12 protein-coding genes are annotated in these 15,453 nt (G+C 64.1%); 4 read left to right on the top strand and 8 right to left on the bottom strand.

The window, feature by feature from the left end; all coding sequences use genetic code 11:
• Window positions 1-54 precede the first annotated feature (54 nt).
• From PSEEN_RS20190 to ttgA, 4 genes are all read right to left on the bottom strand, one after another.
• The gene (locus tag PSEEN_RS20190) at window positions 55-1,308 is read right to left on the bottom strand and encodes an OprD family porin (RefSeq protein ID WP_011535419.1); all 1,254 of its coding nucleotides are present in this window, start codon (window positions 1,306-1,308) and stop codon (window positions 55-57) included.
• A gap of 293 nt (window positions 1,309-1,601) precedes the next feature.
• Window positions 1,602-3,047 carry an AdeC/AdeK/OprM family multidrug efflux complex outer membrane factor gene (locus PSEEN_RS20185; protein WP_011535418.1) on the bottom strand — a complete coding sequence of 482 codons (1,446 nt, stop codon included), beginning with the start codon at window positions 3,045-3,047 and terminating at the stop codon, window positions 1,602-1,604.
• On the bottom strand, window positions 3,044-6,196 hold the full coding sequence (ttgB, locus tag PSEEN_RS20180) for a multidrug efflux RND transporter permease subunit TtgB (protein WP_011535417.1): 3,153 nt from the start codon (window positions 6,194-6,196) through the stop codon (window positions 3,044-3,046). Before ttgB ends, PSEEN_RS20185 begins: the two co-directional genes overlap by 4 nt.
• Before the next feature lie 3 nt (window positions 6,197-6,199).
• Window positions 6,200-7,354, bottom strand: a complete 1,155-nt coding sequence (ttgA, locus tag PSEEN_RS20175; protein WP_011535416.1) for a toluene efflux RND transporter periplasmic adaptor subunit TtgA — start codon at window positions 7,352-7,354, stop codon at window positions 6,200-6,202.
• A gap of 250 nt (window positions 7,355-7,604) precedes the next feature.
• Between ttgA and ttgR the strand changes: the two genes are divergently transcribed.
• Complete coding sequence (gene ttgR / locus PSEEN_RS20170; RefSeq protein WP_011535415.1) at window positions 7,605-8,237, top strand: efflux transport transcriptional regulator TtgR; 633 nt, start codon at window positions 7,605-7,607, stop codon at window positions 8,235-8,237.
• A gap of 145 nt (window positions 8,238-8,382) precedes the next feature.
• On the opposite strand, the gene PSEEN_RS20165 is transcribed toward ttgR, so the two are convergent.
• Window positions 8,383-9,834, bottom strand: a complete 1,452-nt coding sequence (locus tag PSEEN_RS20165) for an MDR family MFS transporter (protein ID WP_011535414.1) — start codon at window positions 9,832-9,834, stop codon at window positions 8,383-8,385.
• A 403-nt stretch (window positions 9,835-10,237) separates the two neighbouring features.
• Here PSEEN_RS20165 and PSEEN_RS20160 point away from each other — a divergent pair, with 403 nt between their 5' ends.
• Complete coding sequence (locus tag PSEEN_RS20160; RefSeq protein ID WP_011535413.1) at window positions 10,238-11,107, top strand: isocitrate lyase/PEP mutase family protein; 870 nt, start codon at window positions 10,238-10,240, stop codon at window positions 11,105-11,107.
• A 3-nt stretch (window positions 11,108-11,110) separates the two neighbouring features.
• On the opposite strand, the gene PSEEN_RS26890 is transcribed toward PSEEN_RS20160, so the two are convergent.
• Window positions 11,111-11,287, bottom strand: coding sequence for a hypothetical protein (locus PSEEN_RS26890; RefSeq protein WP_011535412.1), 177 nt, complete (start codon window positions 11,285-11,287; stop codon window positions 11,111-11,113).
• A 526-nt stretch (window positions 11,288-11,813) separates the two neighbouring features.
• Window positions 11,814-12,725 carry a LysR family transcriptional regulator gene (locus PSEEN_RS20155; RefSeq protein ID WP_011535411.1) on the bottom strand — a complete coding sequence of 304 codons (912 nt, stop codon included), beginning with the start codon at window positions 12,723-12,725 and terminating at the stop codon, window positions 11,814-11,816.
• A gap of 103 nt (window positions 12,726-12,828) precedes the next feature.
• On the opposite strand from PSEEN_RS20155, the gene PSEEN_RS20150 reads away from it, so the two are divergent.
• Together PSEEN_RS20150 and PSEEN_RS20145 are read left to right on the top strand one after the other, a co-directional pair.
• Window positions 12,829-13,704, top strand: a complete 876-nt coding sequence (locus PSEEN_RS20150; RefSeq protein ID WP_011535410.1) for an MBL fold metallo-hydrolase — start codon at window positions 12,829-12,831, stop codon at window positions 13,702-13,704.
• A 29-nt stretch (window positions 13,705-13,733) separates the two neighbouring features.
• Window positions 13,734-14,348: an NAD(P)-dependent oxidoreductase gene (locus PSEEN_RS20145; protein ID WP_011535409.1), complete on the top strand. Its 615-nt coding sequence runs from the start codon at window positions 13,734-13,736 to the stop codon at window positions 14,346-14,348.
• A 125-nt stretch (window positions 14,349-14,473) separates the two neighbouring features.
• On the opposite strand, the gene PSEEN_RS20140 is transcribed toward PSEEN_RS20145, so the two are convergent.
• Window positions 14,474-15,355, bottom strand: a complete 882-nt coding sequence (locus PSEEN_RS20140; RefSeq protein ID WP_011535408.1) for a LysR substrate-binding domain-containing protein — start codon at window positions 15,353-15,355, stop codon at window positions 14,474-14,476.
• Between the last annotated feature and the right edge of the window lie 98 nt (window positions 15,356-15,453).

Raw genomic sequence — 15,453 nt, 5'->3', positions numbered from 1 at the left:
CTCCTACCTGGGAGCGGCGCGCCATTGTAGGAGCCGGCTTGCCGGCGAACCGCCTCACAACAGATTCAACGGATAACTCACGATCACCCGGTTCTCATCGAACGCATTGCTGCTGAAATCCCGGCGCATGGTCGAATTGCGCCACTTCACCGACAGGTCCTTGAACACCCCGGACTGCACCACATAGGCCAGCTCCGTTTCCCGCGCCCACTCCTTGCCGTCGTCCACTGCACTGGTATGCACGTTGTCACCTTTGATATAGCGGTTCATCAAGGTCAGCCCAGGAAGCCCGACAGTGACGAAATTGAAATCATGGCGCAGCTGCCAGGAGCGCTCCTTGGCATTGTCGAAACTGGCGTTGTAGCTGTCGTTGGCCAGGGTGCCGCCACTGGTGCCGTTGACCCGCATCCAGGCATCGTCGCCGCTGACCTTCTGCAGGCCGATATAGAAGGTATGCCCCTTGTAGCGCGCGGAGAGCATGGCCGAGGCGGTGCGGTTATCCAGGTCGCCGGCGCGGGCGCTGCCGTCTTCCTTGCCGAGGAAGTAGCCGAGGTTGGCGCCCAGGGTCCATTCGCCCAGGGGCTGGCTGTGCACCAGGTTCACGTACTGCTGGCGGTAGATATCCTTGAGCTGGGCGTTCCACAGGCCGAGCATCGTGCGCTTGTCGTTGAAGGTGTACTCGCCACCGGCAAAGTTGAAGCGGTCGGAGGTAATGCCGGTGCGGCCCTGCATGAACATGTCTTCCATGCTGGCGTCATTGCGCGGGCTATTGCCGCGGAACTGGCCGGCGTAGAGGGTCAGGCCGTCGAGTTCCCGTGACGTGAGCTGGCCGCCGCGGAAGGTTTGCGGCAGCGAGCGCCCATCGTCGGAGCGCAGGATCGGCAGCACCGGCATCCATTCGCCGACCTTCAGTTCAGTCTGCGACAGGCGCGCCTTGAGCGCCACGCCCAGCCGGCCGAAATCATCCGCCGGGCGGCCGTCGTCATGCACGGGTAATAAGTGGGTGCCGGCCGTGCCCTTGCCGCCATCGAGCTTGAGCGAATACAGCCCCAGCATGTCCACGCCGAAGCCGATGGTGCCCTGGGTGAAGCCGGAGCGGGCATCGAGGATGAAGCTTTGGGTCCATTCCTCGGCCTTGCCCTGGGGGTTGGCTGGGTCGACGAAGTTGCGGTTGATGTAGAAATTGCGCAGGTTGAAGCTGGCCTTGGCGTCGTCCACGAAGCCGCCTTCGGCGGCCAGGGTGGGGACGGCGCAGGACAGGGCCAACAGGCCGGGCAGCAGCTGGCGTGCGGGGTGCAAAGTGCTCATCGCTTGGATCTCTTGTTTTTATTGGGCGAGCCGGGGCGCTGCGGGTGCGGGCCGCAGGGTTTGGCTTCATTTTTGAGAGCTTGTGCAACGTTGCGTGGGCGATGGTGCGGGGCAGGGCGGGGGCGAGGCAATTCGTCGTAAGCGGAATGGGGCGATTATCGAACGCATTGTGGCAGCGGTTCGCCGGCAAGCCGGCTCCTACCGGGATCAGTGTAGGAGCCGGCTTGCCGGCGAACGGGCTTTGAAACAAAAAGCCCACCGCGCGGGTGGGCTTGATGCTGTTACCGAACCAATCAGCCTTTCGGCGTCTGGATCGAGGCCTGTTGCTGGGTCTGCTCGTACCAGCCGCCACCGAGGGCCTTGTACAGGTTGACCTCGCTGACCAGTTGCGACAGGCGGTCGCTGATCAGCGCCTGCTGGGCACTGAACAGGTTGCGCTGGGCGTCGAGGAAGGTCAGGTTGCTGTCGATGCCGATACGGTAGCGGCGTTCGGCCAGGCGGTAGTAGTCCTGGTTCGCCGCCACCAGGTCGCGTTGCGCCTGCAGCTGCTCTTCGAACGTCTTGCGTGCGGCCAGGCCATCGGCGACTTCCTGGAAGGCGGTCTGGATGGTCTTCTCGTACTTGGCGACGTTGATGTCCTTCTGGATCTTCGAGTAGTCCAGGCTCGCTTTCAGGCTGCCGGCGTTGAAGATCGGCAGGTTGATCTGCGGCTGGAACAGCCAGGTGCCCGAGCCACCCTTGAACAGCCCGCCCATGTCCGGGCTCAGGGTACCGGCATTGGCGGTCAGGCTGATGCTCGGGAAGAACGCTGCGCGGGCGGCGCCGATGTTGGCGTTGGCCGCCTTGAGCAGGTGCTCGGCCTCCTGGATGTCCGGGCGACGCTGGAGGATGTCGGACGGCAGGCCGGCCGGCACCTCGGCCAGTTGGTCGGCATTGAGCTCAAGCGGCTTGGGCAGGTTGGCCGGCACGCCGGTACCCACCAGCACGGTCAGGCTGTTCAGGTCCTGGGCGACCAGGCGCTGGTACTGCGACAGCTTGACCCGCGCGCCTTCGACGGCGGTACGCGCCTGGCTCAGGTCCAGGGCCGAAGCCACGCCCACCTCATTGCTGCGGCGGGTCAGGTTGTAGCTCTCTTCGTACGTCTTGAGCGTTTCTTCGGTCAGCTTGAGCAGCGCCTGGTCGGCCTGCCAGGTGTAGTAGGCGTTGGCCACGCTGGCCACCAGGCTGATCTGCGTGGAGCGACGTGCCTGCTCGCTGGAGAGGTAGGTCTCCAGGGCCTGCTCCGTCAGGCTGCGCACGCGGCCGAACAGGTCCAGCTCGTAGGCGCTGACACCCAGGGTCGCCGAGTATTGGCTGGTGATGTTCGCTTCGCCGGTCTGCGACATGTTCGCCGGTACCCGCTGGCGGCTGCCACTGCCGTTGGCCGATACCGCCGGGAACAGGTCGGCACGCTGGATGCGGTACTGCGCACGGTAGGCGTCGATATTAAGCGCCGCCACGCGCAGGTCACGGTTGTTTTCCAGCGAAGTCTGCACCAGCTGCTGCAGCGCCGGGTCGTGGAAGAACTGGCGCCAGCCCTGTTCGGCGGCGGCGACGTTGGCGGACTCGGTCGGCGAGTACGCAGGGCCTTGCGGCCACTGCGCGGCCACCGGCGCCTCAGGCGCCTGGTAGTCGGGGATCAGCGAGCAGCCGCCGAGAATGAAGGCGGTGACCGCCAGGGACAACAAAGACTTGGTCATTGCCCAGCCTCATAACGTGGAGTTTCAGGGGTGGCGTCCTGTTTCGGTTCTTTGCTGCCGAACAGCGACGACACAGCGACGAAGAATAGCGGTACCCAGAAGATTGCAAGCACGGTCGCACTGATCATGCCGCCGATCACGCCGGTACCGATGGCGTGCTGGCTGCCCGCGCCGGCGCCGCTGGCGATGGTCAACGGTACCACGCCGAGGATGAACGCCAGCGAAGTCATGATGATGGGGCGCAGACGCATGCGGCACGCCTCGATCGCCGCGTCGTACAGGCTGCGGCCTTGCTCGTGCAGCTCCTTGGCGAACTCGACGATCAGGATGGCGTTCTTCGCCGCCAGGCCGATCGTGGTCAGCAGGCCGACCAGGAAGTACACGTCGTTGGACAGACCGCGCAGGCTGGTGGCGAGCAGGGCACCGATGATACCCAATGGCACTACCAGCACCACCGCGATCGGGATCGACCAGCTTTCATACAGCGCCGCCAGGCACAGGAACACGAACAGCACCGAGAGGGCGAACAGCGCCGGCATCTGCGAGCCGGAGAGTTTTTCCTCGTAGGACATGCCGGTCCAGGAGTAACCGATGCCGGTTGGTAGTTCGCCGGCGATACGCTCGACTTCGGCCATGGCTTCACCGGTACTGTAGCCCGGGGCCGGGGTACCGAGGATCTCCACCGCTTCCACACCGTTGTAGCGCGACAGCTTGGGCGAGCCGTAGCTCCATTCGCCCTTGGCGAAGGAGGAGAACGGCACCATCTCGCCCTTGCCGTTGCGCACGTACCACTTCTGCAGGTCTTCCGGGCTCATCCGCGAGTTCGGCTCGCCCTGGATGTAGACCTTCTTGACCCGACCGCGGTCGATGAAGTCGTTGACGTAGCTACCGCCCAGGGCGATCGACAGGGTGTTGTTGATGTCGGCGATGGTCACGCCCAGGGCGCTGGCGCGTTCGTCGTCGATGGTCAGCTGGTACTGCGGCTCGTCGTTCAGGCCGTTCGGGCGCACCGCGCTGAGGATCTTGCTCTGCGCGGCCTTGGCCAGGAACTGGTTGCGTGCTTCCATCAGTTTCGCGTGGCCGACGCCGGCGCGGTCCTGGAGGAACACGTCGAAGCCGGTGGCGTTACCCAGTTCGAGTACCGCCGGCGGGGCGAAGGCGAACACCATCGCGTCGCGGAAGCTGAAGAAGTGCATCTGTGCGCGCTGGGCGAGGGCGAACACACTGTTCTCCTTCGAGCGCTCGTCCCATGGCTTGAGCATGATGAACGCCATGCCCGAGCTCTGGCCACGGCCGGCGAAGTTGAAGCCGTTGACGGTGAACACCGATGCCACGGTGTCGGCTTCCTTGTCGAGCAGGTACTCGCGCATCTGGTCGACCACCACCTGGGTGCGCTCGGCACTGGAACCGGCTGGGGTCTGCACCTGGGCGAACAGTACGCCCTGGTCTTCTTCCGGCAGGAACGCGGTGGGGATACGGGCGAACAGCCAGATCATGCCGACCACGATCAGGGCGTAGGCCAGCAGGAACGGGATCTTGTTGCGCAGGATGGTGCCGACGCTACGCTCGTAGCCGACAACACTGCGGTCGAAGTTGCGGTTGAACCAGCCGAAGAAACCGCGCTTGGCCACATGGTGCTCGCCCTTCTTCAGCGGCTTGAGCATGGTGGCGCACAAGGCCGGGGTGAAGATCAGCGCCACCAGCACCGACAGGCCCATGGCCGAGACGATGGTGATGGAGAACTGGCGATAGATCACACCGGTGGAACCGCCGAAGAAGGCCATTGGCAGCAGTACCGCCGACAGCACCAGGGCAATACCCACCAGCGCGCCCTGGATCTGCTCCATGGAACGCTTGGTCGCTTCCTTGGGCGGCAACCCTTCCTCGGACATCACCCGCTCGACGTTCTCCACCACGACGATGGCGTCGTCCACCAGCAAGCCGATGGCCAGGACCATGGCGAACATGGTCAGGGTGTTGATGCTGAAGCCGGCGGCGGCAAGGATGCCGAAGGTACCCAGCAACACCACCGGCACGGTCATGGTGGTGATGATGGTGGCGCGGAAGTTCTGCAGGAACAGGTACATCACCAGGAACACCAGGACCACGGCCTCGATCAGGGTGTGGATCACCCCGCTGATCGACTCGGTGACCACTGGGGTGGTGTCATACGGGAACACGGCCTTCACGCCCGGCGGGAAGAACGGTTCCAGGTCGCTGATGGTCTTGCGCAGCGCCTTGGCGGTATCCAGGGCGTTGGCGCCGGTGGCCAGCTTGACCGCCAGGCCCGAGGCCGGCATGCCGTTGTATTGGGCGCTGATGGCGTAGTTCTCGCCACCCAGGCCAACCGTGGCGACATCGCCCAGGCGTACCTGGGAGCCGTCATTGTTGACCTTGAGCAGGATCTTCTCGAACTGCTCGGCGGTCTGCAGGCGGGTCTTGCCGATGATGGTGGCGTTGAGCTGGGTGCCCGGCAATGCCGGCAGGCCGCCGAGTTGGCCGGACGAGACCTGGACGTTCTGCGCGGCCACGGCGGTGCGCACATCGACCGGGGTCAGCTGGAACTTGTTCAGCTTGGCCGGATCCAGCCAGATACGCATGGCGTACTGGGCACCGAACACCTGGAAGTCACCGACGCCTGCGGTCCGCGAGATCGGGTCCTGCATGTTGGAGACGATGTAGTTGGCCAGGTCGTCCTTGCTCATGCTGCCGTCTTCGGACACCAGGCCGATCACCAGCAGGAAGTTCTTCACGGCCTTGGTGACACGGATACCTTGCTGCTGCACTTCCTGCGGCAGCAGCGGGGTGGCCAGGTTCAGCTTGTTCTGGACCTGGACCTGCGCGGTGTCGGAGTTGGTGCCTTGCTCGAAGGTGGCGGTGATGGTCATGCTGCCGTCGGAGTTACTTTCCGACGACACATAACGCAGGTTGTCGATACCGTTGAGCTGCTGCTCGATCACCTGCACCACGGTGTCCTGCACCGTCTGCGCCGAGGCGCCAGGGTAAGTGACGGAGATGGCGATGGCCGGTGGGGCGATGCTCGGGTACTGGTTGATCGGCAGCTTCAGGATCGACAAGGCGCCGACCAGCATGATCACCAGGGCGATCACCCAGGCGAAGATCGGGCGATCGATAAAGAACTTCGACATGGTTTACTCCGCTTTGGCGTCTGCTTTCGCCGTGTTGGCCTGAGCAGGGCCGGCCGGCTTCTTGACGTTGGTGGCTTCGCTGACCTTGACCTCGACGCCCGGGCGCACGAACTGCAGCCCTTCGGTGATCAGGCGGTCGCCTGGGTTCAGGCCTTCCTCGATCAGCCAATCGCTGCCCAGGGTACGGCTGGCCTTGAGCTGGCGCAGTTCGACCTTGTTCTCCTGGTTGACCACCAGCGCGGTCGGCGCGCCCTTGAGGTCGCGCGTCACGCCCTGTTGCGGGGCCAGGATGGCGTTGGCGTTGACCCCGGCCTTGAGCCGCGCATGCACGAACATGCCAGGCAGCAGGGTGTGGTCGGGGTTGGGGAAGATGGCGCGCAGGGTGACGGAGCCGGTGGTCTCGTCGACCGCGACTTCGGAGAACTCCAGGCGGCCCTGTTGCTTGAACAGGCTGCCGTCCTCCAGCACCAGCTGAACCTGAGCCGCGTTGTCGCCGGCCTTCTGCAACTGGCCGCCTTCCAGGTCACGGCGCAGCTTGAGCAGCTCGGCGGTGGACTGGGTGACATCGACGTAGATCGGGTCGAGCTGCTGGATGGTGGCCATGGCGTTGGTCTGGCCATTGTTCACCAGGGCGCCTTCGGTGACCGAGGAGCGACCGATGCGGCCGCTGATCGGGGCCAGTACTTTGGTGTAGCGCAGGTCGATCTGGGCGCTCTTGAGCGACGCTTCAGCCTGCAATCGTTTGGCATTGGCGTCGTCGTACTCCTGCTTGGAGACGGCCTGCTCGTCGATCAGTTGCTTGTAGCGCTCGGCCAGCGAGCGGGTAGCCTGGAGGTTGGCCTGGGCGTTGGCCAGGGTGGCCTCGTAGACAGCTGGGTCGATCTGGTAGAGCTGCTGCCCTTCCTTCACGTCGGTGCCTTCCTTGAACAGGCGCTTGAGAATGATGCCGTTCACCTGCGGACGAACCTCGGCCACCCGGTAGGCGCTGGTGCGCCCCGGCAGTTCCGAGGTCAGGGTGAAGGCTTGCGGTTGTACGGTCACGACGCCGACCTGAGGAGCCTGGGGCGCTGGCGCGGCTTCCTCTTTCTTACAGCCACTGAGCAGGGTTGCCAGGGCCACGGCGGAAACCAGGGCGGTTACGGCTGGCTTGAATTGCATGAGGATCCTCGGGTCGCAGGAGCAGGGGAGCTCAAGAATATAGTGGAAGAGTCTTGTAGGAAAAACGCTATCCGGTGGATAAATAGCTTGCTACCGAATATACTTACATTCATGCTTGTTTGTAAATACCGCAGGTGGACTACCGCCGCGGATCGCTCATAGATACCCGGGAGAGGCCCTGCGAGAGGCGACCCCGGCCTGATTCCCGCCCGCCATGCGAGCGCGCGGGGCCTGATGAGGTTGTACTGCCATGGTCCGTCGAACCAAAGAAGAAGCCCAGGAAACCCGCGCCCAGATCATCGAGGCGGCGGAAAAGGCCTTCTACAAGCGCGGGGTCGCGCGTACCACCCTGGCTGATATCGCCGAGTTGGCGGGGGTGACCCGTGGCGCGATCTACTGGCATTTCAGCAACAAGGCCGAACTGGTGCAGGCATTGCTCGACAGCCTGCACGAAACCCACGACCACCTGGCCCGGGCCAGTGAAAGCGAGGATGAGCTCGACCCGTTTGGCTGCATGCGCAAGCTGCTGCTGCAGGTGTTCAACGAGCTGGTGCTCGATGCGCGGACCCGGCGTATCAATGAAATTCTGCATCACAAGTGCGAGTTCACCGACGACATGTGTGAGATTCGTCAGCAGCGCCAGGGCGCGGTGCTGGACTGCCATGAGGGCGTGGCCCTGGCGCTGGCCAATGCCGTGCGCCGCGAACAGTTGCCCACCGACCTCGATATCGAGCGTGCCGCGGTGGCCATCTTTGCTTATGTCGATGGCCTGATCGGGCGCTGGTTGTTGCTGCCGGACAGCTTCGATCTGCTGCGCGATGTCGAAAAATGGGTCGACACTGGGCTGGATATGCTGCGCTTGAGCCCGGCCCTGCGCAAATGACACTTTGTGAAGGATTGTGAGGAAGTGTTTCCCCGGATCATTAAGCGAACATTACGCCTGACCCTGTAGGAGCCAGCCTTGCTGGCGAAGCGCTCTCGAGAGCGCTTCGCCAGCAAGGCTGGCTCCTACAGGGTTTGGTGTGCTCTCAACGGCCGCGCAGTTGCCGATCTGGCAATGCCAGCGCCGCGAGCAGGCCGATCAGCGAGGCTCCCGCGCTCGCCAGCAACAGATGGCTGAACGTTTCCAGTAGTCGGGCCTGGGTCAAAGGGTCCGCTTCACCGGCCTTGAGACTTCCCAGCAGCGGGTTGCCCACCATCTCGAACCCGCCCTGGTGCAGCAGCGCCAACAACAGGCTGGACATGCACGCCACGCCCATCGCCCCGCCCAGCGAGCGGAACAGGTTGGTGGTGCTGGTGGCCACGCCGATATCCTTCATGTCCACCGAGCTCTGCGTGCCCACCAGCGAGGTGGGGAACTGCAGCCCGCAGGCAATCCCGGTCAGCAACATGAACAGCGCGCTCAACAGGCCAGATTGCGGTGGTGTCAGGGCCATGGCGGTGATGGTCACTGGCATCAGCAGGGCGCCGGTCAGGATCTGCGGCTTGTAGCGCCCGGTGCGGCTGGTCATGCGTCCGCCAGTGAAGGCGCCAATTGGCAAGCCCATGGCCAGTGGCAACAGGTGCAACGCCGCGATGTCGGCACCGGCGCCGGTGATGCCCTGATAGCGCAGCGGCATCAGCATGGTCAGCGAGATCGACTGGAAGCTGGCGAAGAAAATCACGCACCAGCACAGCACCGCGACCCGGTTGCCGAACAGCGTCATGGGTAGCAGCGGTTCGCCGCAGCGCCGCTCGTGGGCCACGAACACCAGTAACCCGAGCAGCGCACAGCCCAGCAACGCCAATACCTGCGTCGACGACCAGGCATGCCCCTGGCCAACCAGGGTGATGCCCAGCAGCAGGCTGCCCAGGCCGATGATCATCAGCACCGCGCCCAGGTAGTCCACTTGCGCCTTGTGGCGTTTCACCGACAGGCCGTCCAGGGCGCGATGGATCACCCACAAGGCCACCAGCCCCAGCGGCAAGTTGATCCAGAACACCCAGCGCCACGACAGGTACTCGGTCAGCCAGCCGCCCAGCACCGGCCCGGCGACGCTGGCCAGGGCGTACATGCTGCTGAAGTAGCCCTGGTAGCGGCCACGTTCGCGCGGCGGCACGAAGTCGCCGATGATTGTCTGGCTCACCGACACCATGCCGCCGGCCCCGATGCCCTGGAGTACCCGCGCCATGACCAGCTGCGGCATGTCCTGGGCCAGGCCGCAGGCCACCGAGGCCAGGGTGAACAGTGCGGTGCCGGTGAGGATCATCCGGCGCCGACCGTACAGGTCGCCGAGCTTGCCGTAGATGGGTACGGCGATGGTCATCGCCACCATGTAGCCGGAAATGACCCAGGCCAGCAGGCCAACATCGTTGAACTGCGCGGATATGGCCGGCAGGGACACGGCGACGATGGTCTGGTCGAGGGCGCCGAGGAAGATCGCCAGCATCAGGGCGGTCAGGACACTGCGCAGGACGGTGGGGGGCAGGGCGGCGGTCACGGTGGATACCTTGTGGTCAGTGCTGACGCGATCGCGAGGCATCGTGGGAGCGGGCTTGCCCCGCGATGGGCTCATTCATGGTGGGGCATTGTACCCTGAGTTACATAGCTACCTATGTACTCCATGCATCCCCTATGCAAGATCGGCATTGGCGCATTCATCCAGTGCTGCATGGGCGCGTGATATCGTGGCAAGGCCGCAGAGGCTGAAATCCGGGGCCTGCACCAGCATGGTGCAGCATTTTGCCACAGGGTTTCGCGTCGCTGTATGTCCACACCTTCTATTCCTCTGCCTGCATGTCGAGCATGACCGCCCTGATGGCGACGGTTGGAACAGTCAGGTAGACCCGATACAGGGGTCGGTTGTCAGCCGTTCAACATTTTTCATTGCAAGCGGAGTGATCATGCCCAAGGCTTCCCACCACGATCTGCGTTTTGCCTTCCGCGAACTGCTCGCGTCAGGTTCGTGCTATCACACCGCATCGGTCTTCGACCCGATGTCCGCGCGCATTGCCGCGGACCTGGGTTTCGAAGTCGGTATCCTCGGCGGCTCGGTCGCCTCGTTGCAGGTGCTGGCCGCGCCTGACTTTGCCCTGATCACCCTCAGCGAGTTCGTCGAGCAGGCCACCCGTATCGGCCGCGTCGCCCAGTTGCCGGTGCTCGCCGACGCCGACCATGGCTATGGTAACGCGCTCAATGTGATGCGCACGGTCATCGAACTGGAGCGTGCTGGCGTTGCCGGGTTGACCATCGAGGATACGCTGTTGCCGGCCCAGTTCGGGCGCAAGTCCACCGACCTGATCTCGGTGGAGGAGGGCGTAGGCAAGATCCGCGCGGCGCTGGAGGCGCGCGTGGACAGCGCGCTGGCGATCATTGCCCGGACCAACGCTGGCGTGCTGACCACCGAGGAAATCATCGTTCGCACCCAGAGCTACCAGAAGGCCGGTGCCGATGGGATCTGCATGGTCGGGGTGAAGGATTTCGATCAGCTGGAGCAGATTGCCGAGCACCTGAGCGTGCCGCTGATGCTGGTAACCTATGCCAACCCGAACCTGCGCGACGACGAGCGTCTGGCGCGTCTGGGCGTGCGTGTCGTGGTCGATGGCCATGCCGCCTACTTCGCCGCGATCAAGGCCACCTACGACTGCCTGCGCCTGCAGCGTGGCCTGCAGCATAAATCCGATAGCCTGAACGCTACCGAACTCTCGCACACCTACACCCAGCCTGAGGACTACATTCGCTGGGCGAAGGAATACATGAGCGTCGAGGAGTGACGGTCACTCCCTGACTGCGCTCAGGGTCGCAGTGTGGGGTACGCAGCGCTGTTCCGGGCAACTGCTGCTGGCAGTGGGTTGGTTGCGTAGCATTTCGACCCGCCAACAGGCCGAACCGTAAAGGCCCGCCACGGCGGCCAGGGCGAAGACCACGGCACAGCGTCTGGATTTGATGCTCATGGTGGCTGACTCCTGTTGATGCAACAGGTGATACCGATAAGCATAGCTTCGGCGCCGACCTGTAGGAGCCGGCTTTGCCGGCGAACAGCGGCGCAGCCGATGCCATGCATCGCGGTGTCTGGTTCGCCAGCAAGGCTGGCTCCTACAAGCCCAACCCTTGATCCCACTCCGATTCATCGGGCGCCGACCTGTAGGAGCCGGCTTGCCGGCGAACACCGGCGCAGCCGATGCCATGCATCGCGGTGTCTGGTTCGCCAGCAAGGCTGGCTCCTACAAGCCCAACCCTTGATCCCACTCCGATTCATCGGGCGCCGACCTGTAGGAGCCGGCTTGCCGGCGAACACCGGCGCAGCCGATGCCATGCGTCGCGTTGTCTGGTTCGCCAGCAAGGCTGGCTCCTACAAGCCCAACCCTTGATTCCACTCCGATTCATCGGGCGCCGACCTGTAGACGCCGGCTTGCCGGCGAACACCGGCGCAGCCGGTGCCATGCATCGCGGTGTCTGGTTCGCCAGCAAGGCTGGCTCCTACAAGTCCAATCCCCGATCCCACTCCGGTTCATCGCCGAACCGCTGCGCCAGAAAGTCCAGCATGCTGCGCAGCGTCGCCGGCATGTGCTTGCGCGAGGTGTACACGGCATTGAGGTTCAGTTCCCGTGGCCGAGCCTCGGGCAGCAGGCGCACCAACTCGCCACTGCGCAGTGCCGGGGCCGCCTGGTAGGTCGGCAGCATGGCGATGCCAGCACTGGCCAGGGCGGCCTTCTGCAGGGTCATGGCTTCGTTGGCGCTGATGTTGCCTTGCACCGGTACCGTGACACTCTGCCCATTCACTTCGAAGTGCCAGAGGCTATGGCCGAAGTAGGCGTGGGTCAGGCAGTTATGCCCGCTCAGTTCCTCGACCCGCTGTGGCGTGCCGTGTTCGCGCAAGTAGGCTGGCGAAGCGCATATCACCGAACGGCACACGCTCAGGCGCCGGGCGATCAGGTTGGGGTCGACATCGTTGCTGGTGCGGATCGCCAGGTCGATACGTTCATCCACCAGGTTGACGGTACGGTCGAGCATCTGCAGCTCCACCTTAACGCCGGGGTAGCGCTTGACGTAGGCGGCGAGGGCGTCCACCAGCTGGGCCTGGCCGAACGAGGTGCTGACGCTGATACGCAACTCGCCCCGCGGGGCATCGTCCGGCTGTCGCACGGCGTTCTGCAGGTCACCGGCCAGCTCCAGCAACTGGCGACAGCGTGGTAGCGTCTCAAGACCTGCGGCGGTCAGGCTGAGCTTGCGTGTGGTGCGCTGCATCAGCCGCGCGCCGACCCAGTCTTCCAGCTCCGCCAGGTAGCGCGACACCACCGGCCGTGAAAGCTCCAGATGATCCGCCGCCGCTGACTGGCTGCCGAGGTCGACGACGGTGACGAATACGCGCATGGCGTTGAGGCGGTCCATGATCTGTCCGATTTTAGAAACAAACTATGTCGAAGCATCGCATTTTTTGTATTGGTTCGGGCAACTAAGCTTGCCGTCATCAACCCGCACACAGGAATTGCCAATGTCTCTCTTCACCCCCCTGCGTGGCCTGCTTCTTGGGCTTGCTGCCCTGGCGGGCCAGGCGATCGCCGCCGAACCGCTCAAGCTCGACGTGTACAACCCTGGCCACGATGCCCTGTTCCCGGTCTCGTCGGTGATCGTCAGTGGCGCCCATGACGCCATCCTGGTCGACGCCCAGTTCGGCAAGGGCCAGGCCGAACAGGTGGTGGAACGCCTGCGCAAGAGCGGCAAGCAGCTGACCACCATCTACATCAGCCATGGCGATCCGGATTACTACTTCGGCCTGGATACCGTCGTCCAGGCATTCCCCAAGGCCCGGGTGGTCGCTTCGGCCGCCACCGTCGAGCACATTCGCAAGACCATGGAAGGCAAGCTGGCCTACTGGGGCCCGCAGATGGGCACCGACAAGCCGGCGAAGCTGGTACTGCCGCAGGTCCTCGACGGCAATCGCCTGGAGCTGGAAGGCCAGGCACTGGAGGTCGTTGGCCTGGACGGCCCGCAGCCGGACCGTAGTTTCGTCTGGATTCCCTCGATCAAGGCAGTGGTCGGTGGCGTGGTGGTATCGGAGCACATCCACGTGTGGATGGCCGACACCCAGACCGCGCAATCCCACGCCGACTGGCTGAACACCTTGGCCAACATCGAGAAGCTGGCGCCGCGTACCGTCATCCCGGGGCACTACCTGGGTGACAGCAGCCGCTCGCTGGAGGCGGTGCGTTTCACCGCCGGCTACATTCGTGACTTCGATGCCGAAGCGGCCAAGGCAACCAACGCCGACGCGCTGATCGCGGCAATGAAGCAGCGCTACCCGAACCTTGGTGAAGACAGCTCCCTGGAACTGGGTGCCAAGGTCGCCAAGGGCGAGATGCAGTGGTAACCCCTTAACAACCTGCTGGAGTGTTTCCCATGAGCAAGATCGCAATCATCGGCGCCACCGGGCGCGCAGGCAGTCAGTTGCTGGAAGAGGCGCGGCGTCGCGGCCACGATGTGCTAGCCATCGCCCGGGATCCGTCGAAGCTGCAAGGCCGTGAAGGTGTGACCGTCAAGGCGCTGGATGCCAAGGACAGTGCAGCCCTGCAGGCCGCGGTGAGCGGCTGCGACGCGGTGTTGAGCGCGGCGCACTTTTCCACGATCGAACCCCACGCCATCATCGAACCAGTCAAGCGCGCTGGGGTGAAGCGGCTGCTGGTGGTGGGTGGCGCCGGTAGCCTGCTGCTGCCTTCCGGGCACCGGGTGATCGACAGCCCGGACTTTCCCGAGGCCTACAAGGCCGAGGCCACTGCCGGGGTGCGCTTCCTCGAGACGTTGCGCAAGGAGCCGTCGCTGGACTGGACCTTCCTCTCGCCGTCGGCGGAGTTCGTCGAGGGTGAGCGCACCGGGCATTACAAGCTGGGCAAGGATCACCTGCTGATCGGCGTCGATGGCAAGAGCTGGATCACCTTTGCCGACTATGCGATCGCCATGCTTGATGAGCTGGAAAAGCCGGCGCATTCGCGGGCACGGTTCACCGTCGGCTACTGAGTCGCGCGGTACCTGTAGGAGCGGCCTTGTGCCGCGAAAGGACCGCATAGCGGCCCCGGCGATTTCGGATTTGTCGCTGAAATCCTGGGGCTGCTATGCGGCCCTTTCGCGGCACAAGGCCGCTCCTACAGAGGTTGTGCAAGGCTTGAGGCACGCGTCTGCAGCCATTCCATCAATTCGACCAACCCTGTGGGTATGGTCTTCGACGGGCTCACCAGGTAATACCCTTTCCCGGTCCTCACCTTCAGCCCGAACGGCATGCACAATCGCCCGGTTTGCAGGTCGTCGCCAATCAGCGAGAAATCGCCGATGGCGATCCCCGTCCCCTGCGAAGCCATGGCCATCGCCATGTCCAGCGTCTCGAAATGCTGCTTCGGCCCCAGAGGCTCGAACGTGGCACCCGCCGCCTGCAACCACAGCCGCCAGTCATGCTCGTCCCGTGACGGATGCAGCAGCATGTGCCGCGCCAGGTCCTGCAGTTGCAAGGGGGCGTTCGACAGCGACGGCGCGCAGACCGGCGTGAGTTGCTCATCGAACAGCTTGTGCACCTGCAGCCCATGGTTGGGCTCGGCGCCATAGACCACCGCCGCATCGAAGCCTTCACGGCGAAAGTCCACGCCATGCTGCACCGTGGTGGTCAGTTCCACCGGCACGTCCGGACGCAGGGCCTGCCACTCCATCAGGCGCGGCAACAGCCAACGCATCACGCAGGTGGGCGCCTTGAGCTGCAGCGTCGTGCTGCGCCCGCCGACTTCGCGTACGCCTTGCTCTATCAGGGCAAAGACTTGTTGTACCCGGGGCAGCCAGTCCTGGCCCTCGCGGGTCAAGGCCAGGCCACGGGCCTGGCGCTGGAACAGGGGGTAGCCCAGATGCGCTTCCAATCCGGCGATCTGCCGGCTGACCGCGCCCTGGGTGATATGCAGCTGCTGCGCGGCACGGGTGAAATTGCAGTGCTGCGCGGTGACCAGGAAGGTATGCAAGGCGGGGAGGGGCGGTAGGCGTTTCATCGTGGTAAGCCATGATGTGGAGTCATGGCTAGTATGTGTTTTTTTGCATTGTGGCGGTAGCCGCCGCTTGGTTCCATGAACACCGTTTTCAACAAGAA

The organism is Pseudomonas entomophila L48 (genome assembly GCF_000026105.1).
Lineage (GTDB): Bacteria > Pseudomonadota > Gammaproteobacteria > Pseudomonadales > Pseudomonadaceae > Aquipseudomonas > Aquipseudomonas entomophila.
Note: the sequence above shows the minus strand (reverse complement) of the source record. Positions and strands in the feature narration are given on the sequence as shown.

What these genes read in the sequence shown, in the direction of transcription:
- PSEEN_RS20185 (WP_011535418.1), bottom strand. Translation starts at nt 3,047, where the DNA reads ATGACCAAGTCTTTGTTGTCCCTGGCGGTCACCGCCTTCATTCTCGGC.
- PSEEN_RS20160 (WP_011535413.1), top strand. Translation starts at nt 10,238, where the DNA reads ATGCCCAAGGCTTCCCACCACGATCTGCGTTTTGCCTTCCGCGAACTG.
- PSEEN_RS20190 (WP_011535419.1), bottom strand. Translation starts at nt 1,308, where the DNA reads ATGAGCACTTTGCACCCCGCACGCCAGCTGCTGCCCGGCCTGTTGGCC.
- ttgB (WP_011535417.1), bottom strand. Translation starts at nt 6,196, where the DNA reads ATGTCGAAGTTCTTTATCGATCGCCCGATCTTCGCCTGGGTGATCGCC.
- PSEEN_RS26890 (WP_011535412.1), bottom strand. Translation starts at nt 11,287, where the DNA reads ATGAGCATCAAATCCAGACGCTGTGCCGTGGTCTTCGCCCTGGCCGCC.
- PSEEN_RS20145 (WP_011535409.1), top strand. Translation starts at nt 13,734, where the DNA reads ATGAGCAAGATCGCAATCATCGGCGCCACCGGGCGCGCAGGCAGTCAG.
- PSEEN_RS20155 (WP_011535411.1), bottom strand. Translation starts at nt 12,725, where the DNA reads ATGGACCGCCTCAACGCCATGCGCGTATTCGTCACCGTCGTCGACCTC.
- PSEEN_RS20140 (WP_011535408.1), bottom strand. Translation starts at nt 15,355, where the DNA reads ATGAAACGCCTACCGCCCCTCCCCGCCTTGCATACCTTCCTGGTCACC.
- ttgA (WP_011535416.1), bottom strand. Translation starts at nt 7,354, where the DNA reads ATGCAATTCAAGCCAGCCGTAACCGCCCTGGTTTCCGCCGTGGCCCTG.
- PSEEN_RS20150 (WP_011535410.1), top strand. Translation starts at nt 12,829, where the DNA reads ATGTCTCTCTTCACCCCCCTGCGTGGCCTGCTTCTTGGGCTTGCTGCC.
- ttgR (WP_011535415.1), top strand. Translation starts at nt 7,605, where the DNA reads ATGGTCCGTCGAACCAAAGAAGAAGCCCAGGAAACCCGCGCCCAGATC.